At 52.4% G+C, this 19,191-nt stretch carries 17 protein-coding genes and 1 pseudogene; 14 read left to right on the plus strand and 4 right to left on the minus strand.

Annotation, left to right across the window (positions count from 1 at the left end):
* The first annotated feature begins 48 nt into the window (after positions 1-48).
* The 8 genes from AC27KL_RS09700 to AC27KL_RS09735 all read left to right on the plus strand — a co-directional run bounded on the left by AC27KL_RS09700 (position 49) and on the right by AC27KL_RS09735 (position 8,780).
* Complete coding sequence (locus AC27KL_RS09700; RefSeq protein WP_036714965.1) at positions 49-738, plus strand: response regulator transcription factor; 690 nt, start codon at positions 49-51, stop codon at positions 736-738.
* A gap of 2 nt (positions 739-740) precedes the next feature.
* Entirely contained in the window at positions 741-2,204 is a 1,464-nt protein-coding gene (locus AC27KL_RS09705) for a sensor histidine kinase (protein WP_339321902.1), read from the plus strand.
* Between the two features lie 56 nt (positions 2,205-2,260).
* Positions 2,261-3,208 carry a 4-hydroxy-3-methylbut-2-enyl diphosphate reductase gene (locus AC27KL_RS09710; RefSeq protein WP_339321901.1) on the plus strand — a complete coding sequence of 316 codons (948 nt, stop codon included), beginning with the start codon at positions 2,261-2,263 and terminating at the stop codon, positions 3,206-3,208.
* A 407-nt stretch (positions 3,209-3,615) separates the two neighbouring features.
* Positions 3,616-4,668, plus strand: a complete 1,053-nt coding sequence (gene aroF / locus AC27KL_RS09715) for a 3-deoxy-7-phosphoheptulonate synthase (protein ID WP_487169549.1) — start codon at positions 3,616-3,618, stop codon at positions 4,666-4,668.
* Positions 4,669-4,920: 252 nt separating this feature from the next.
* Entirely contained in the window at positions 4,921-6,345 is a 1,425-nt protein-coding gene (gene glnA, locus AC27KL_RS09720) for a type I glutamate--ammonia ligase (protein WP_036714962.1), read from the plus strand.
* 215 nt (positions 6,346-6,560) lie between these two features.
* Positions 6,561-7,649 carry a 3-phosphoserine/phosphohydroxythreonine transaminase gene (gene serC / locus AC27KL_RS09725; RefSeq protein ID WP_036714961.1) on the plus strand — a complete coding sequence of 363 codons (1,089 nt, stop codon included), beginning with the start codon at positions 6,561-6,563 and terminating at the stop codon, positions 7,647-7,649.
* Between the two features lie 129 nt (positions 7,650-7,778).
* Entirely contained in the window at positions 7,779-8,243 is a 465-nt protein-coding gene (trmL, locus tag AC27KL_RS09730) for a tRNA (uridine(34)/cytosine(34)/5-carboxymethylaminomethyluridine(34)-2'-O)-methyltransferase TrmL (protein WP_339321899.1), read from the plus strand.
* A 282-nt stretch (positions 8,244-8,525) separates the two neighbouring features.
* Positions 8,526-8,780, plus strand: coding sequence for an AbrB/MazE/SpoVT family DNA-binding domain-containing protein (locus AC27KL_RS09735; RefSeq protein WP_036714958.1), 255 nt, complete (start codon positions 8,526-8,528; stop codon positions 8,778-8,780).
* Between the two features lie 290 nt (positions 8,781-9,070).
* On the opposite strand, the gene AC27KL_RS09740 is transcribed toward AC27KL_RS09735, so the two are convergent.
* Complete coding sequence (locus AC27KL_RS09740) at positions 9,071-10,138, minus strand: phosphodiester glycosidase family protein (protein ID WP_339321898.1); 1,068 nt, start codon at positions 10,136-10,138, stop codon at positions 9,071-9,073.
* Entirely contained in the window at positions 10,135-10,542 is a 408-nt protein-coding gene (locus AC27KL_RS09745; RefSeq protein ID WP_339321897.1) for a hypothetical protein, read from the minus strand. The genes AC27KL_RS09740 and AC27KL_RS09745 overlap by 4 nt, the downstream gene beginning before the upstream one ends.
* 324 nt (positions 10,543-10,866) lie before the next feature.
* On the opposite strand from AC27KL_RS09745, the gene AC27KL_RS09750 reads away from it, so the two are divergent.
* Both AC27KL_RS09750 and AC27KL_RS09755 read left to right on the plus strand, forming a co-directional pair.
* Complete coding sequence (locus tag AC27KL_RS09750) at positions 10,867-11,523, plus strand: response regulator transcription factor (protein ID WP_036714954.1); 657 nt, start codon at positions 10,867-10,869, stop codon at positions 11,521-11,523.
* A gap of 80 nt (positions 11,524-11,603) precedes the next feature.
* Positions 11,604-12,827 (plus strand): aminotransferase-like domain-containing protein, encoded by a 1,224-nt coding sequence (locus tag AC27KL_RS09755; RefSeq protein ID WP_339321896.1) that lies wholly within the window; start codon positions 11,604-11,606, stop codon positions 12,825-12,827.
* Here AC27KL_RS09755 and AC27KL_RS09760 read toward each other — a convergent pair.
* A complete protein-coding gene (locus AC27KL_RS09760; RefSeq protein ID WP_339321895.1) occupies positions 12,824-13,567 on the minus strand; it encodes a DUF2161 domain-containing phosphodiesterase in 744 nt (247 codons plus the stop codon). The two genes, AC27KL_RS09755 and AC27KL_RS09760, sit on opposite strands and share 4 nt — an antisense overlap.
* Positions 13,568-13,805: 238 nt before the next feature.
* Here AC27KL_RS09760 and AC27KL_RS09765 point away from each other — a divergent pair, with 238 nt between their 5' ends.
* The 3 genes from AC27KL_RS09765 to AC27KL_RS09775 all read left to right on the plus strand — a co-directional run bounded on the left by AC27KL_RS09765 (position 13,806) and on the right by AC27KL_RS09775 (position 18,119).
* Entirely contained in the window at positions 13,806-15,701 is a 1,896-nt protein-coding gene (locus AC27KL_RS09765; protein WP_339321894.1) for a PrkA family serine protein kinase, read from the plus strand.
* A gap of 247 nt (positions 15,702-15,948) precedes the next feature.
* Complete coding sequence (locus tag AC27KL_RS09770) at positions 15,949-16,962, plus strand: protoglobin domain-containing protein (RefSeq protein WP_339321893.1); 1,014 nt, start codon at positions 15,949-15,951, stop codon at positions 16,960-16,962.
* A 149-nt stretch (positions 16,963-17,111) separates the two neighbouring features.
* Positions 17,112-18,119, plus strand: a complete 1,008-nt coding sequence (locus AC27KL_RS09775) for a LacI family DNA-binding transcriptional regulator (RefSeq protein WP_036714951.1) — start codon at positions 17,112-17,114, stop codon at positions 18,117-18,119.
* Positions 18,120-18,203: 84 nt separating this feature from the next.
* On the opposite strand, the pseudogene AC27KL_RS09780 reads toward AC27KL_RS09775, so the two are convergent.
* Positions 18,204-18,424: pseudogene (locus AC27KL_RS09780) on the minus strand (SpoVR family protein); the annotation flags it as partial.
* A gap of 127 nt (positions 18,425-18,551) precedes the next feature.
* On the opposite strand from AC27KL_RS09780, the gene AC27KL_RS09785 reads away from it, so the two are divergent.
* Positions 18,552-19,136 (plus strand): restriction endonuclease, encoded by a 585-nt coding sequence (locus AC27KL_RS09785; protein WP_339321892.1) that lies wholly within the window; start codon positions 18,552-18,554, stop codon positions 19,134-19,136.
* The last annotated feature ends 55 nt before the right edge of the window (positions 19,137-19,191 follow it).

The following is a 19,191-nucleotide window of genomic DNA, read 5'->3' on the forward strand; positions in this document are numbered from 1 at the left end:
ATAGAAATAACAACGAACTTAGTCAAGAAATAAAGGAGCCATCCGTTTATGCGATCGAAAGTATTGATAATTGACGACGACGAAAAAATCATTTCCATGCTGCGCAGAGGGCTTGCGTTTGAAGGGTACGATATTATTACGGCCAGCAACGGAGCGGAAGGGTTAAAAAGCGTGCTGAACAGCGAACCCGATCTGGTGATCCTCGACGTGATGATGCCGCAGGTCGATGGATTCGAGGTGTGCCGCCGTTTGCGCGAAGGCGGAATCCGCGTGCCGATCCTGATGTTGACGGCGAAAGACGAGATCGAACACCGCGTAAAAGGGCTGGATCTTGGCGCCGACGATTATTTGGTCAAACCGTTTGCGCTTGAGGAGCTTTTGGCCCGTGTTCGCGCATTGCTGCGGCGGAAGCCCGGCCAGGAGGAAGCGGAAGACCATCGCTTGACCTTCGAAGACATCGTGCTTGACGTCGATTCCCGGGAGGTGCTCCGCGGCGGCCAGCGTCTGGAGCTGACTGCGAAGGAATTCGAGCTGCTGCATCTGTTTATGCAAAATCCGAAACGCGTGTTGTCCCGCGACCTCATCATGGATAAAATTTGGGGCTACGATTACAGCGGCGAATCCAACGTGCTTGAGGTCTACATCGCGATGCTGCGGCAAAAAACCGAGGAACATGGAGGCAAACGCGTAATCCAGACGATTCGGGGGGCCGGCTATATTCTGAGAGGTGACTCCTAAACATGTCCATACGACTCCGGCTGACAGCCTGGTATACGTGCATCTTGGCCGTGACGCTGATCTTGTTTGGCTCTGCCGTGTATGGGGTGGTTCATTTTTATACTTTTTCTAAAGTGAAGAGCAATCTTGAAGAGCAGAGCAAACAAATTCAGCCTAATCTGGTGTTGTACATTTCCCAAGGTGAATTAAAATTTGATATTGGCGGGTTGTCTGCAACTTCGGGTTTTCAATCATCCCAGATCTTTGGACAGTTGCATGATTATAATAATAATCGCGACCTGATTACGGAAAATTTGGGGAGGATGAAAAAGACCTTTCCCGTCCCTTCCGCAAAGAATGCTTTTAACGTCGATACATTTGAGACCTTCCGCTTAAACGGCAATCCTTTTATGGTCTATCAAAAGCCAGTTGTTGTTCAGAATCAGTTAATCGGATTTTTGCAACTCGCCGTTTGGACTGGTCACGAGGAGGAATTGCTAAGTCTTCTCCGTTCCATATTGATCATCAGCGCCACCATCATGGTACTCATGGCCACCACCTTCGGCCTGTTCCTCGCCCGCAAGTCGATAGCCCCGATCGGGAAAGTCATCGAAGCGGCCGACCAAATCCAGAAGGGCTCGGACCTGAGCGTCCGAATCGCTTACGACGGGCCGCAGGACGAGATCGGGCAGCTGATCAATACGGTCAACAACATGCTGGGCCGGATGGAAGGCTTTTATAAAAACTTGGAGGAATCCTACGCCGCGCAGCGCCGGTTCGTCTCGGACGCGTCCCATGAGCTGCGCACGCCGCTCACGACGATCCGGGGCAACGTCGATCTGCTGCAAAAGATGTGGTCCAAGGACGATTCCGAACGGCCGAATCTGGATGAAGAGACCATGCATCAGATGACGCTCGAAGCGGTCAGCGACATCGCGGACGAATCGAAGCGGATGAGCAGGCTGGTCAGCGATATGCTGTCGTTGGCCCGCGCCGATACCGGGCGGACCTTCGAGAAGCAGCCGGTGCCGCTGGAAATTCTCGTCGAGGAAGTGGCCCGCCGGGCCAAAATGCTGCCGCGCACGGCCGAATGGATTACGGGGGACTTTTCCGTCCTGAACGGCGTTTATATTAACGGCAACAAGGATTACATGCAGCAAATGCTGTTCATTTTTATCGAAAACGCGTTCAAATATACGCCGGAAGGCCAGGTCGTGTTCGATGCCTTTATTTACAAAAACCAGGTAGGCATTCGGATATCCGATACCGGCATCGGCATGGACAAAGAAGAAGTGCCGCATATTTTCGACCGCTTCTACCGGGCCGACCAATCCCGCGGTGTGACGGAAGGCATCGGCCTCGGCTTGTCCATCGCCAAATGGATCATCGACGAGCTGGAAGGTTCAGTGGAGGTCGTGACGCGCCTCGGAGAAGGGACGACGTTTATCATCTGGCTGCCGATCGTCTTTCCGACGCCACTCGAATAGGGTATAATGAATAGATGTTAGCTGAAACAGCATAAGGAAAGCAGGTGAAGTCAGGCATGGAAGTTATTAAAATATCACCGCGCGGATACTGCTACGGCGTCGTGGACGCCATGGTGCTTGCGCGCCAGGCGGCCCAGAACCTGGATCTCCCGCGGCCTATATATATTCTCGGCATGATTGTTCATAACAGCCATGTGACGAACTCTTTCGAAGACGAAGGCATCATCACGCTCGACGGAACCAACCGCTTGGACATTTTGAACCAGGTGGATAAAGGGACGGTCATTTTCACCGCCCACGGCGTTTCGCCCGAAGTACGGCGTATTGCCCGGGAAAAGGGACTGACGACGGTCGATGCGACTTGCCCGGACGTAACGAAAACGCATGATTTGATCCGCGAGAAGGTAGCGGACGGATACGAGATTATTTACATCGGCAAAAAAGGCCATCCCGAGCCGGAAGGCGCCATCGGCATTGCGCCGGAACACGTGCATCTCATTGAGAAGGAAGAAGAAATCGATCAGCTGGACATTCCTTCTTCCAAAATCGTCATTACGAACCAGACGACGATGAGCCAGTGGGATATCAAGCACATCGTGAAAAAGCTGCTCGAACTGTATCCGTCGGCGGAAGTGCATAACGAAATTTGCCTTGCGACGCAGGTTCGGCAGGAAGCGGTGGCCGAGCAGGCCGGCCAGGCCGATCTGGTCATCGTCGTGGGCGACCCGAGAAGCAACAATTCGAATCGATTGGCGCAGGTTTCCGAGGAGATCGCCCATGTCAAAGCGTACCGGATCGCGGACATTACCGAGCTGAAACGCGAATGGCTGGAGGGCGTCACCAAGGTGGCGGTGACTTCGGGGGCATCGACGCCGACGCCGATCACGAAAGAAGTCATCAACTATTTAGAGCAATACGATCCGAATAACGAAGAAACCTGGGAAATCAAACGGACGGTAAACATGCAAAAGCTTTTGCCACCGGTCAAAAACATCAGATCGTAAAAAGCGATGCCAAAAAAGCGATTAGGGAACAGCGGTACAAGAGATCCACGTCTTGTGCCGCTGTTTTTTTATTTCATTACATCAGTCCGTTTTCTAGAAAATACGAGAAAAAGCGGCGGAAACGATTGAAGCAGCGCGTGAGGTATCGGCAAAACACCCCAATGACCAGGCGCCAGGAACCAATTGATTTTATGGCCCGGTCTTGACGGGGGGCGGAAAATGGTTTATTGTTACTTTATCGATTAAAAGCATAAAAGCTAAAAAGCTAAAACGCGTTTAAGCAAATAGGTGAATGTCCCCCCCGAATTGATCGGATTGAAGAGTGTCGGCTTATCAAGCTTTCCGGAACCCGGCTTCCGGGATTCGATTCGGCATAAACAACCTGATAATAGAGAGGAATGGTAATCATGATCGTCATTACATCCAATACAACTCCCGAAGAACAAATCCAAGATATCGTTCGCGTCATCGAAAAGAACGGGCTCCAGGCCCATATTTCCAAAGGCTCGGACCGTACGGTGATCGGGCTCGTCGGGAAAGTGGACCCGTCGATCGCCGAACATTTGCGGCAGATGAAAGGCGTCGAAAACGTCGTTAAAATCACGAAATCGTATAAATTGGCAAGCCGCGACTTCCATCCGGAAGACACGGTGATCGACATTAAAGGCGTTAAAATCGGCGGCGACGAGCTGGTCGTCATGGGCGGACCTTGCGCCGTGGAATCGGCGGCCCAAATCGACGAAATCGCCAAACTCGTGAAAGCGGCCGGCGGACAGGTGCTGCGCGGCGGCGCGTTTAAACCGCGCACGGGCCCGTACAGCTTCCAAGGCGTCGGCGTCGAGGGGCTGATCATGATGGCCGAAGCGGGGCAAAAACACGGCCTGCTTACGATCACCGAAGTCATGACGCCGGAATACGTGGATATCTGCGCGGAATACGCCGACATTTTGCAGGTCGGCACGCGCAACATGCAGAACTTCGACCTGCTGCGCAAGCTGGGAACCTGCGGCAAGCCGGTGCTTCTGAAGCGCGGTTTCAGCGCGACCTACGACGAGCTGCTTAATGCCGCCGAATACATTCTTGCCGGCGGAAATCCGAACGTTATGTTGTGCGAACGCGGCATCCGCACATTCGAGAGCTACACGCGCAACACGCTGGACCTGTCGGCGATTCCCGTGCTGCAGCAGCTCAGCCACCTCCCGGTCATTTCCGATCCAAGCCACGGCACGGGCCGCCGCGAGCTGGTGGAACCGATGTCCAAAGCATCCGTGGCCGCCGGAGCCAACGGGCTTATTATCGAGATGCATACCGATCCCGACAACTCGATGACGGGCGACGGCGTGCAGTCGCTGTTCCCGGACCAATTCGCGGCGCTGCTGAAGGATTTGGAAAAGCTCGCTCCGCTCGTCGGACGCACCTTCAACACGGAAAAGGCCCCGGCTGAGGCGTTTGTCGGCTAATCGGCCGGTTCATAACTTGCGATATACAAGCCTGCCCACCGGCTCCCAGACCGGATGGGCAGGCTATTTGCGTGCGGATAACATAGGCTTGAAACCAAATGTGTAAGAATACCTGACACAGGTCAAAAAAATACCTGACATGGATATTGACGATGTCAGGTTTTGCGTTTTATAATGACGACATAAATAGTAGATACTGAACGTTCACGTAGAAAATGCGGGTAAATGTTCGGATAATGGGAGGAAGAGAACATGTCGGTTGAAAACGTGTTGAAAACGATCAAAGATAATGCAATTGAGTGGGTGGATTTTCGTTTTGTGGATTTGTCTGGCCGTGCCCATCACATTTCTTTGCCTGCCAGAGAAGTGGATGAGGAAACGTTCGTAAACGGGGTTGCGTTTGACGGCTCTTCCATCGCCGGATTCCGCGGAATCGAAGAATCCGACATGGTTATGATGCCTGATCCGGAAGCGGCATTCATCGATCCGTTTACCGCACATCCGACCATCAACATCATGTGCAACATCTATACGCCGGACGGCGAGCGTTACGAGCGCGATCCACGCAGCATCGCGGCGAAAGCGGAGGAATATCTGCAAGCCAGCGGCATCGGAACAGCTGCATTTTTCGCGCCGGAGTCCGAGTTCTTTATTTTCGATGACGTACGTTATGAAAGCAGCATGAACAGCTCTTCCTTCTATGTGGATTCCGAAGAAGCCGCATGGAATACGAACCGCAAGGAAGACGGCGGCAACCTCGGCTTCAAGGTCAGAGTGAAAGGCGGATACGTGCCGGTCGCTCCTGTCGATACGCAGCAGGACATTCGCAGCGAAATGTGCCGCCTGCTTGAAGAAGTGGGACTGCGCGTGGAACGCCATCACCATGAAGTGGCAACCGCAGGCCAAGCCGAAATCAACTTCCGTTTTGACACCCTGAAGAAAACAGCGGATAACCTGCTGATCTACAAATATATCGTGCACAATACGGCCCGCCAATACGGCAAAGTGGCAACCTTCATGCCGAAACCGCTTTTCGGCGACAACGGCAGCGGCATGCACGTGCACCAATCGATTTTCGACGGCGATACCCCGCTGTTCTATGAAAAAGGCGGCTACGCCAACCTGAGCGAGATGGCTCTTCACTACATCGGCGGCATCCTGTACCATGCGCCTGCGCTGCTTGCGCTCACGAATCCGTCGACCAACTCGTTCAAACGTCTGGTTCCGGGCTACGAAGCGCCTGTAAACCTCGTATTCTCCAAGGGCAACCGTTCCGCGGCCATCCGCATTCCGGTCGCTGCCGTAACGCCGAAAGGCTGCCGCATCGAGTTCCGCACGCCGGACTCCACGGCCAACCCTTACTTGGCCTTCTCCGCGATGCTTATGGCCGGCCTCGACGGCATCAAGCGCAAAATCAACCCGGTTGAGCTCGGCTACGGACCGATGGACAAAAACATCTACGAGCTCTCCGACGAGCAAAAAGCCGAAATCCGCAGCGTGCCGGGCACGTTGGACGAAGCGCTCGACGCGCTGAAAGCGGACCATGAGTTCCTGCTTGAAGGCGGCGTATTTACGAAAGAATTCATCGATAACTTTATCGAATTGAAACGCGGCGAAGCCAAAGCGGTATCGATCCGGATTCATCCGCATGAATATAGTCTGTATTTTGACTGCTAATCGAAGATGTTGGCGAAAGGCTGTCCCAGCACGGGGCAGTCTCTTTCGTTTTGCAATTCTTTAAAGCTTTAATTAGGGAAATATGCTAAAGTGGGATAAGGAACGATGGCAAACCGGGACCTGGTGCTTGTGCATTTTGGTACTTGATGCCTTCCCGGATACCTGCTATCATTGAATTCAAAAATTCGAGTACAGAGAGAGGATGGAGAGTTAACGTGAGCAAGAGAGCATACAATTTCAATGCGGGGCCGGCGGCGCTGCCGCTTGAAGTGTTGACGCGCGCGCAAGCGGAGTTTGTTGATTTTCGGGGAACGGGCATGTCCATCATGGAAATGTCGCACCGGGGCAAAGTATACGAAGAAGTCCACCATGAAGCGGAAAGCCGCCTGTTGTCGCTTCTCGGCAATCCCGAAGGCTACAAGGTGCTGTTTTTGCAAGGGGGAGCCAGCACGCAGTTTGCGATGATTCCGATGAACTTTTTGACCGAAGGCAAAACGGCAAGCTACGTCAAAAGCGGAAGCTGGGCGGACAAAGCGATCAAGGAAGCGAAGCTGATCGGCGAAACGCATATCGCAGCCTCTTCGGAAGCGGACAAGTATATGAAGATTCCCGATCTTGCAAGCATCGAAATTCCGGAAAACGCGGCATACCTGCACGTGACCTCCAACGAAACGATTGAAGGGACGCAATACCAGCAGTATCCGGCCACCGGAAACGTGCCGCTGATCGCGGATATGTCCAGCGACATTTTGTGCCGCGAATTCGACGCGACGCAGTTCGATTTTATTTATGCGGGCGCTCAGAAAAACCTGGGACCTTCCGGGGTTACGGTCGTCATCGCCCGGGAGGCCATGCTGGCCGATTCTCCGAGCCACATTCCGACGATGCTTCGTTACAGCACGCATGCGAAAAACGACTCTCTGTACAACACGCCTCCGTCTTTTTCGGTATATATGGTGAACGAGGTTTTGAAATGGATCGAGGAGCAGGGCGGCCTTGCCGGAGTCGAACGGGCCAACCGCAAGAAAGCGGGACTTATTTATGATATAATCGATAGCAGCGAAGGCTTCTATCGCGGTCCCGTGGATGCCGGCAGCCGCTCGATCATGAACATTACGTTCCGCCTGGCATCGGAAGAACTCGAAAAGCAGTTCATCAAGGAATCGGAGCAGGCAGGATTCGTAGGCCTGAAGGGTCACCGCAGCGTCGGCGGACTGCGCGCTTCGATTTACAACGCGGTGCCTTATGAAAGCTGCAAAGCTTTGGTCGATTTCATGGCCGATTTCCAAAAGCGTCATGGATAAGGCAAGCTGAAACGGACTTTAGCCTGTGGAACAGACAGCCTTTCGCCCAACGGCGAAGGGCTTTTTCGTTGCTTTATGGCGGCGGTTTCCCGCTTTGAATCTTGAATCTGAAGGATGGAGTGATTGATTATGGCACTGCATATCGTGCTTGTAGAACCTGAAATACCGGCCAATACCGGAAATATCGCAAGAACCTGCGCGGCGACGGGCACCCATTTGCATTTGGTGCGTCCGCTCGGATTCAGCACGGATGATGCGAAGCTGAAAAGAGCGGGCCTGGATTACTGGTATGCCGTTCACATCGAATACCATGATTCGTTTGCGGAGCTGCAGGAGAAATACCCGGAAGGCCGTTTCTTCTATACTTCGACAAAAGCAGACAAACGCTATACCGACGTCGAGTTCCGGGACGGGGATTTTCTTGTGTTCGGAAAAGAGACCAAGGGACTACCGCCGGAGCTGCTTGCCGCGAATCCCGACACCTGCATCCGCATGCCGATGACCGACAAGGTGCGCTCTTTGAATTTGTCCAATTCGGCGGCGATCATCGTGTACGAAGCGCTGCGCCAGCTCGATTTTCCCGGCATGAAGTAAGTTTCTAAAAGAAAGAAATAAAAATGTTTATCGTTAGCAGGATTCGACATCCGTACATCGAACTATTAAAAAAGACCCATATTTTTGTGATTGGAAAAGGCATCCTGGCCGTAAGGAGTACTTTCTAATCAGGGGGGAAATGTCCTTCGACGGCATTCGAGCATATGAATCCGCGCGAATCGACGTTTTCTTCGCGATTGTAGAGATGGTTCGGCCCCGTTCGCAAATCATGTCTATAATCCCATAAGTTGAATAGTTAAATAGGAGAGGTGTAGTTTGTCTATGAAACCTGCTGGCGTAGTTCGCAAAGTCGATCAGCTGGGGAGAATCGTCTTGCCCAAATCGTTAAGAAAACGGTATCAGATGAATGAGGGGGACCCTGTCGAAATTTTGGTGCAGGGAGATCATATCATTTTGGAGCGTTATCGTCCGAAATGCGTATTCTGCGGCTCCATGGAAGAAGTGAGCGAGTTCAAGGAACGTTATATTTGCGGGCAGTGCCAATCCGACATGGCGCAGCTGCAAAGGCACGCATAATGACCAAAATCAGGCATCACGAATGCATTCGTGATGTTTCTTTTTTAGCGGCTGAAGAAAACGAAAAAAAGGCTTCCTGGTTCAGGAAGCCTTTTGGGCCGTGGATTAAAGGCCTTTGGTCTTATCATCGTTATAAGCCGCGGTTAGAATGCCTGCCAGGAACATAGCAAGCACCAGTGCAATAATCCAAAACGTTAATGAGAACGACATGAAGGCCACCTCCCGCTAATCTACCATGCTCATAAACCATATTATACCCACACTTCGGCAAAAAATAAATGAATATCGTTTTATTTGAAAAATAAAAAGTGGGTCGGCACCGGCCGCAGGCTGCCGTCCGACGGATGGTTGACGACTCTTCCGTTCACAATAAGGGAAGAAGAACCGCCGCCGTCAAGATTATAGGCATCAATGACGCCAAGCCCGTACAGTTTGCTTTGAAGCTCTTGCAGAGTCGCCCCGGAGCTGCCGCTTTCGTTGTAACCGTCGACGACAAGGATCAAAAGCTGGTCGTCCTTATAGTTTCCGATCAAGGTACGCGGCGCACGGTACGGGGACGTTTTCCATTTTTCCGGAATCGGCATCGGCTGCCCGTTTTTCAGCAGAACCGGCACGAACGTAGCCCCGAATCTCGGTTTGAGGCGATCCAAATCCGCCTGGTTCGAAAATTTGCCGCCGATCAGCTTGCCAGCATCGTTCAGGCCCACAAAAAACAGATCCTTGAAGCTGGGCTCGAATCCGTTGACGTATTTTCCGTTCAGCACCGTGGTGCTCAGCGGGTAACGCTTGCCGCCGCTATCGGCAAACCCTCCGGCGTTGATGCCGGCCACGGCGCCTTTCCGGTTGACGGCCTGAAGCGTCGTTTCCGCCCCGCCGACTTTGTCGCGGCCAAGCGCCATCTGCATGGCGTCCGGGTCCTTGAGCTTCACTTTCATCGCGTACCCCTGGTATACGCCGGGATTCACGCGGTACAGCTCGATCCGGATCCGGCTGCTTTCGACCCGCTCGAACGGGGTACCGAGCTTGACGCTGATCCTGCGATTATAAATGGACTCGGGTCGCGCCGCCTGGGTTTGCGCCGTCTTGACGATGGCATTCATGGCGGCGGTCGTCTGTTTATACAGGGCCGAAGTTTTGCGAATCGAAGAAATGGTCGCCTTTACGGTTTGATCGGCCTTGTCCAGGTTTTGCTTGAGCTGCACCGTTTGGGCCGCCAGCGTTTGCTTAGGGACGTAGGAGGCCGTATGTACCTCCACATGCATCGAATTGAAGCTGAACAACATAAACGCGAACATGCCCAAAAAAGGTCCGGTCGCAAGCAGGAAAAACCGGTTGATTTTCTTTTTCGTCGAAATCATTTCAGCAAGTCCATTTTCCGCTGAAGTTCGCTCAGCTGTTTTTTGACTTCGTTCAGCTGGGTGTACAGCTTATTGCTGTTATCCGTTTTGCTGGTCGCGTTGTCTTTGGTGAACGTCAGCAGCTCGTTAAACGACTGCACCTTGCTTTCGAGCTCTTTTACTTCCCCGGACAATTCCGCAAACCTGGCTTCATAGCTTTGCTTCAGCTCATCCATTTGTTTGTGCGTGTCGGCCTGAATCTGCCGGACCATTTCCTGCTTCATATGATTGCTGTATAGATAAGCGCTGGTTATGCCTGCGGCTATAAGCAATACCCAAATGATCAAAACGAGCATGACGGAAGGGGATTTTCCCCGGCTTGTCCGGTTTTGATAGGCGGAGGAAGGATCGGTGTTCGTTTGCATATCATCACCCCGGTTACAATTGGTTTTTTTGCCAGTCCTCATTCTAACATTCCCCTACCAATTTCGCAAAAATGAATCTAAAGTCACAGAAAAGCCTAAAAAGAGATTGCGCCATATGGAAGCGTTGCGATACAATCTTGTTAGATTTATTTGCTGCAGGGAGCGGGCATGGTATGTTTAACATTATTTTCCTAATTATGCCTCTGACGCCACGATCTACCTTTTATACGTCTGAAAACAAGCATTTAACGCGCTCATGACTAATCATAAATCAGATGATCAAACATTCATTCCACTTTTATCGATCAGGGGGTTTCAATCGAAATGACGAAGGTTTGGCGGGTCGTGATTGTTGACAGTCACCCCACGAGTATGCTGGGAACCAAATTGATTCTAGAAGAAAGGGAAGAACTTAGGGTTACGGGCATGGGTTCCACCTGGGAGGAAGGGCTGGTGCTCGTGGCCGAACAAAAGCCGGAACTGGTGCTCTTGGACTACCAAATGCCGGAAGGAACGGCGGAAACGCTGCTGGAGAGAATCAAACATGCGTCGCCGGACAGCCACGTGATTATTTTGACCGATACCGACGGGATCAAGCTGTTGCATTCGATCGTCAATTTGGGCGGAAGCGGAATTTTGTCGAAACAGGCGTCCGCGGCCCAATTGATGCTAATGATCGACGGGCTGCGCGAAGGGCTTGCGATGCTGCCGATGGATTGGCTGAAAAACGGGATTTGGCAGGTGCAGCCGGCGGTGATCGACGGCGGGTTGTATCATTTGACGGAAACCGAAATTTTCATCATGGAACGGATCGTACAGGGCATTACCTATGATAAAATCGCGATGGAAATTTCCGTCAGCCGGCGTTCGATCGACAATTATTTGCGTAAAATATACGTAAAGCTCGGCGTGTCCACCCGGGCCCAAGCGATCGAAAAGTTCGCGCTGACCATGAGACAAAAAAGTCCTGTTTTCAATTGATCCGGGATATATATAACATGTAGAAGAGAAGATACATACCGGATCGCCGGTGATTGGAACTGGGAGAAGGAGGAGATATCATGCAGTATTCCTTTGCGGAGCGCACGAAGGCGATGCTTTCGTCGCCGATTCACTTCATGAGATCGCTGTCTACTCGGGAATCGTTCATTTCTTTTGCCGAGGAACTTCCCGCCGAGGAGTTGTTCCCGATTTCGTCACTGGAGGCTGCCGCGGCAGCCGTCATTTCCAAAAGCCCTGCGGCGCTGCAATACGGCGAGCCGCAGGGCTATTTGCCGCTTCGGGAATGGCTGTGCAAGGATTTTCAGGAACGCAAGGGAACGGATGTGCATGCGGGACAGGTGCTGCTCACGACCGGCAGCCAGCAGGCGATGGACCTTTTAGCCCGCGTATACGTTGAGCCTGGCGATCCGGTGCTGGTCGAGCAGCCGACGGCTCCGGGATTTTTGCAAATCCTGAAGATGCAAGGAGCGTCGATCGTGCCGGTCGAAGGGGATGCGGAGGGGATCAACCCGGAGCGGTTGCTTGAGGAAGCGGAGAGGCTGAAACCGAAGCTTCTGCTCGTATCGCCGAACTTCACGAATCCGACCGGAATATTGTGGAGTCTGGAACGCCGGCGGGAGGTTCTGGATATATGTAAATCGCGGAAAATCCTCATCGTGGAGGACAATTCCTATGGCGACCTTCATTTCGGGGGAATCGGGGCAAAGGCGTTTTACCGCGAGCATCCCTCCCTGTATTCGCTGGACGATGCGGGAAACGGGGGGCAGGTGCTGCATATCGGCTCCTTCAGCAAAACGGTCGTTCCCGCGCTTCGTACGGGCTGGGCGGCCGGCAACAAAAAGATGATCGATACGATGGTCATGGCCAAACAGCTGGCGGATTGGCAGTCGAGCCATTTCAACCAGTGCCTTCTCCACTATCTGCTTGAATCTTCTACCTTTAATATCCATGAACATATCCGGATGCTGAACCGCGAGTACGAAACGAGACTCAAGCTGATGACGGAACTGCTGAAGCGCCCGGCGTGGAAACAAGTAAGCTTCGAGGTGCCCCGGGGCGGCATGTTCCTGTGGGTAAAGCTCCCGGATGCCCTGGACGGCGTCGCCCTGCTGAAATGTTCGCTGGATAAAGGCGCCGCGTTTTTGCCGGGCTCATTGTGTTATCCGAATGGGGGCGGCAGCGGATATATCCGCCTGAACTTCACGCATCCCGGCCGGGATGAGCTGCTGCTCGGGATGAATTTGATCGGCGAAGCGATCTCGGAATTCACGGCCCGGAGTTAACGTTTGCCGGCCGGTTCCGCCGCGGATGAAGAAGCGGTTTCGAGCACCCCGGCATATTCCTTGAGGCTTTCGGTTCCGGCTGCCGAGAGCACGTAACGGCCGCGCCTGATCCGTTCAAACCATCCGTAATAATTATGCTGCAGGATGGCCGCCGCGTTGCCGATGCCGGTCAGGCTGCGAAGCTGGGCGGGAGACGCGCCTTCCGGAGGTGCGGCCGCCAGGGCTTGCGCGACGCGCAGCGCTTTTTCGCGGTAGGCGGTAACCAGCTTTGCCCGGCTGCTTCCGCCGACGTTATAATCCCCGCTGCGTTCGTGGAACTCGTACAATAGGCGCTCCTTGCGTTTTTGCCTGACGGGTTTCGCCGGCTCCTGGACGCCCGGTTCGCAGAGCACTTCGACAAAAGGTTGTTTCGTTTTATAAAACGTAATCGTGATGAGGCCGAATCCCAGCTTGCGGCACAATTTCGCAATATCGCCCCAACGCTGATTGACAGCTCCGCGCTTGGCCCTGCTCCGTTCGACCGCCAAATAAACGCGGGAACTTAGCTGAAGACGTTCCATCCCCTGCAGCAGCAGCGCGAGATTGAACGTTTTTTTCATTTCCACGATCAAGGGCTCCGCCTCCGCCGGATGCACCCCGACCAAATCGCAGTGCCGCACCTCTCCTTTGATTTCGTAGCCCCGCTGTTCGAAAAAAGCCTTCAGCGGCTCATACAGCTCGGTTTCATGCCGTACGGTCATGATCATTCCCCTTTGCTTCCAAGACGGTTGATTTCCTATATTATAACATTCGATAAAAGACAATCCTCCTTTCGCGAAAAAATAGGTCAACTAATCCCATGGTTCCGCATAGGTATGTAATACACTTTTCGATCAATGGATTTGCGAATATGAACAAAGAAAAACGGGATGAAAGTTGACCCTTGACGCTTTGATGGAATTTTTGACAACTCATAACGTAGTCATAGGAGGTACTAGCATGGATATTTTCGAACGCGTTGCGGCCTATCGGGCAGAAAGTGATCAACTTGCGTGGAACGGCACCTTTAAAGATTACATCGAGCTGCTCCGTAAAAATCCTTCGGCGGCGGTCACGGCTCATGCACGCGTGTATGACATGATCAAGTCGTACGGCGTGGAGGAGGTTGGCGGCCATAAGCGTTATAAATTTTTCGAGCAGGAGATTTTCGGCCTGGACCGGTCCATCGAGAAGCTCGTGGAGGAATATTTCCATTCCGCGGCGCGCCGGCTTGACGTCCGCAAACGGATCCTGCTGCTGATGGGCCCGGTTAGCGGCGGCAAATCTACGCTGGTCACTCTCCTAAAACGGGGCCTGGAAAAATACTCGCGAACGGAACAGGGAGCGCTTTATGCCATAGACGGCTGCCCGATGCACGAGGAACCGCTGCATTTGATCCCGATCGAGCTCAGGCCCGAAGTGGAGAGGGAGCTTGGCGTCCGCATCGAGGGGAATTTATGCCCTTCCTGCCAAATGCGCCTGAAGCTGGAGTACGGCGGTGACATCGAAAAGGTGCCCGTAACCCGCGTGATCATTTCCGAGGATGCCAGGGTGGGGATCGGCACGTTCAGCCCTTCCGACCCGAAATCGCAGGATATCGCCGATCTGACCGGCAGCATCGACTTTTCGACGATCACCGAATACGGCTCGGAATCGGACCCGCGGGCCTACCGTTTTGACGGCGAATTGAACAAGGCCAACCGGGGGCTGATGGAATTCCAGGAAATGCTGAAGTGCGACGAGAAGTTTTTGTGGAATTTGCTTTCCTTGACCCAGGAGGGCAATTTCAAAGCAGGCCGTTTCGCGCTGATATCGGCGGATGAATTGATCGTCGCGCATACGAACGAAGCGGAATACAAAGCGTTTATTTCCAACAAGAAAAACGAAGCGCTGCAATCGCGGATGATCGTCATGCCGATTCCATACAACCTGAAGGTTTCCGAGGAAGAGAAAATCTACAACAAGCTGATCAAGCAAAGCGATATGCAGCATGTGCATATTGCGCCGCATGCGCTGCGAGCCGCAGCCATTTTTTCCATCCTGACCCGCCTGAAGGAAACGAAAAAACACGGCATGGATCTGGTCAAAAAAATGCGGATGTACGACGGGGAGGAAATCGAAGGCTTCAAGGAAGCCGACCTGAAGGAAATGCAGTCCGAGTATTTGGAAGAAGGCATGTCCGGCGTGGATCCGCGGTATGTCATCAACCGCATTTCCAGCGCTTTGATCAAGCAGGACCTTCAGTGCATTAACGCGCTGGACATTTTGCGGGCGATCAAGGACGGACTCGACCAGCACGCCTCCATCACCAAGGACGAACGGGAGCGTTATTTGAATTTTATCGCCGTTGCCCGCAAGGAATACGATGAGCTCGCCAAAAAAGAAGTCCAAAAAGCGTTTGTGTACTCTTTTGACGAGTCGGCAAAAACGCTTTTTGAAAATTACCTGGACAATATCGAAGCTTTCTGCAACATGTCCAAAATCCGCGATCCGCTGACCGACGAGGAGATGAATCCGGATGAGCGCCTGATGCGTTCGATCGAGGAACAGATCGGCATTTCGGAAAACGCCAAAAAGGCGTTCAGGGAAGAAATCATGATCCGCATATCGTCCTACTCGCGCAAAGGGAAAAAATTCGAATACCACAACCACGACCGGCTGCGCGAAGCAATCGAAAAGAAATTGTTTGCCGATCTGAAAGACATCGTCAAAATCACGACCTCCACCAAAACGCCGGATGCAACGCAGCTGAAGCGGATCAACGAAGTCAGCAAACGTTTGATGGATGACCATGGATATTGCCCGGTCTGCGCGAATGAATTGCTGAGATACGTGGGAAGTTTGCTGAACCGGTAAAAAGCGGAGCCGTCCTCGGACAGAGGGCGGTTTTTTTCGGTTCCGGATCTCCGTTTCGGAGCCCCTTCAAACGTTCGGGCTAGAGCCAGGGGAGGGGCAGGCGCTCCCGCCGGATTTTTCAGGTACAGAAAAGATTTGCAAAAAAATGATTCAAATCTAGTGGATTACGCGTCGATATAGTCTATAATATACAAAGTTAGCATTTTAAACGGAAAAATTTAGGACTAAAGAAGGAGATGCCTGATCCATGATCAATATATCCCCGAAACGGCAGCAGCAGCTGAATTACATCAAGTTGACCGAGCAGGATATGGAAATTCTGGCGCAACACCGTCCCGTATTCGAGAAAGTCGTCGAAGAGGTGGTGAACCGTTTTTACGCCCATATTGCGACGGAGCCGGAGCTGATGGAGATCATCGGCAGATTCACCACCACCGATAGATTAAAAGAAACGCAAAGGAAGTACTGGCTGTCGCTGGCCGAAGGCAGGATCGACGATGCGTATTTGGAGAGACGGGTCGCGATCGGCCTTGTGCATTCCCGCGTCGGGCTCGGCGTCGAATATTATCTCGGCAGTTATATGACTTATCTGGACATCGCGACGGATTTGCTCCGGCAGGCCGTGCCGGATCAGTGGACCAAGGTCGTGTTTTCGCTCAGCAAAATGTTCAATCTCGACTCCCAGCTGGTGCTTGAAGCGTACGAGATGAAAGAAAAAGAGAAGCTGAAAGATTTGGCGGACGAAAAAGAGCATGTGCTGCAGGCGGTGACCGAAGTCGTGCAGCAGCTCACCGGCATGATTGCGGAGCTGAACGAAAGCGCCGGACAGATCGCGGTGACCGCGCAGGTAACGGCCGATTCCCAGGAGACGGCTCACGCGCTGATGGACGAGCTGCACGAGGACGTGCAGCAGATCGAAAGCATGGGCGCCTTGATCAAAGCGATCTCCGACCAGACGCATTTGCTGGGGCTCAATGCCGCGATCGAAGCCGCGCACGCCGGGGACATGGGCAGAGGTTTCGCGGTGGTCGCGGGCGAGGTGCGCAAGCTGGCGGCGCATTCGCGGGAAGCGCTCGAGCAGATCCAGGACAAGGTATCGGGCATTATGGAACGGCTGAGCCGCGTCCAGGCGGAAACGGAAAAAACGACGGTTCATGCCAGGGAACAGGCGAGCAGCTCGCAAGAACTGGCATCGTTTGTGAACGTGATCGAAAAGCTGACGCAGGATCTGGCGGAAATCCAGAAACGAAGCCAAAGCTGACCTGGAACGGATTGTTTAATCTTCCATTTTCCTGCAAAATAAATCGTATATTCGCTCCACCATTCTAGTATAATAGAGTATGGCATCATGAGGATGAGGCAGACGATACATTAAAAGCGTTTCGGCAATCCGTCGTTTGGGGTGATTGAATGGCTTCGATCCATGATGTGGCTAAGGAAGCAGGGGTATCGGTTGCAACCGTATCCAAAGTAATAAACCATTACCCGGATGTCAGCGAAAAAACGAGAAAAAAAGTGAAACATGCGATTGCGCGGCTTCGTTACCGTCCCAATGTCATTGCGAGAGGCCTCGTCACCGGCAGATCCTGGACCGTCGGGGTCCTCATTCACGTTCCTTTTACGAACCCGTACGTATCGATGCTGCTGGAAGGAATCAAAACGGCGCTGGAACATAGCGGGTATGATTTGATGCGTTTGTCCGCGCGGCTGAACGATCCGGACTATTCCTTCATCGACCATTGCCAAAGCCGGAATTTGGACGGGGTTGTCGTCTTCGGCGTGGAAAAGGACCACCGCAGCATCCAGGAACTGATCCAGTCCGGCATTCCGACGATGTTCGTGGACACGGACGCCACCGGTCTCCGGGCGGGCAATATTACGACGGACAACCGGAACGGCATCCGGATGGCGGTCCGCCATCTGTTCGAGCTGGGACATCGCCGGATCGCTTATTTGGCGGGCGTTTCCGGCCAGGACGTCAACGAATTGCGTTTGGCGGGATACCGGGAAGGGCTGGAGGTTTTTTCGCTTCCCTATCGGGCCGATTATGTCGCGGACGGCGACTATTCCTACGACAGCGGCATCCGCGGAATGAATATGCTGTTGGATCTGGCCCAGCCTCCGACGGCGGTCATCTGCACCTCCGACATGGCGGCCTTTGGGGCGATCCGGGCGGTCGAAGCGCGGGGGTTATCCGTTCCCGGCGATATTTCCGTCGTCGGTTTCGATAATATTTTCGAAGCGGAGCTGTTTAAACCCAGGCTGACGACCATCAACCAAAATATTCATGCCATCGGCGTCAAATCGATCGAAGCGCTGATTGCCATGATCAAACATCCCGGAGATCCGCCGCCGGTCTTGACGGAACCGTCCAGCTTGATCGTCCGCGAATCGACGGGGAAAGCGAAGGATGCATAATGCCGGGAAGGAAGAAGGAAGAACATGCCTCGAGGAGGGCTCGGGAGCATGTTCTTTTTTGATGCAAAATTTCCACATCCGGGCAAATGCATAACATGGATCGGGAGTTATTGACGAGCTCATAAATTTTGCAAAGCCCGAAAGCATATTACAGTTTCATTTTGTTAAAGGCTTTGCCGAAGCTCCATTTTGTGGGCATGCCGTATGCTCTAAAGGTATAGATGATATCGGACGGGTAAATCTCGTTCCGCATTGGGATAGAAATCAAGTCCGAGTCCAGTTGCGAACTCTGTAATTTCAGCAATAGCTCCTTTAAATCTAAAGAAAACATTTCCATTCCTCCATTTCTGATGTTGGTTATCTGCTTGCAGCAAAGCGGCTGATTGAAATGCCTGTCGGTTGGTAAGGATGGATATAAGGGAGTGATGCTAAATGACGGTGCTGTTCAGTTTATCGATAATAGCCATTTGTTATATACTGTATCTGTATTACAATCAAAAACGCATGTTAGAGAATTATCACAGCAATGCGCTCGATGCGTTCTCGTCACACGAAGATATGAAGGAGACCCTTCGTATTGGTTTGTATAATCGTTTCAAGCGGGAGTTGGAGCAGGAGAAAGACAATGATCCGTTAATGTTTGAACATTTTGTTGCTGATATCTTGACAACCGTTCGAGGTGGTAACACTTACGTTACTAAGAGTTCAGGAGATTTTGGTGTCGATATTGAAGAACAAACTGAAAACGGATTGTACCTGGGGCAAGTGAAATGTTACAACGATATGAATCTGGTTGGATTTGGACCAATCGCGATTATCCATTCCCAGATGGTTAAGCAAGGTGCGGTAGGGGGTTATGTGGTGACGACAAGTGATTTTACATCTAATGCTCGTATCTACGCTGAAGGATTAAATATTGACTTAATTAACGGCAGACAGTTGGTGGAGCTATGGCTGGAACATTTGGAGACCAAACGTGAAGAGGTTGAGGTGCTAAATCCAATACCGCAAATGTAATTGACGCTCAAGCGACAGTTATTTACTAATGAGCTGCAGGTTGAATATATGCTAT

Source organism: Paenibacillus sp. YAE3 (assembly GCF_057546105.1).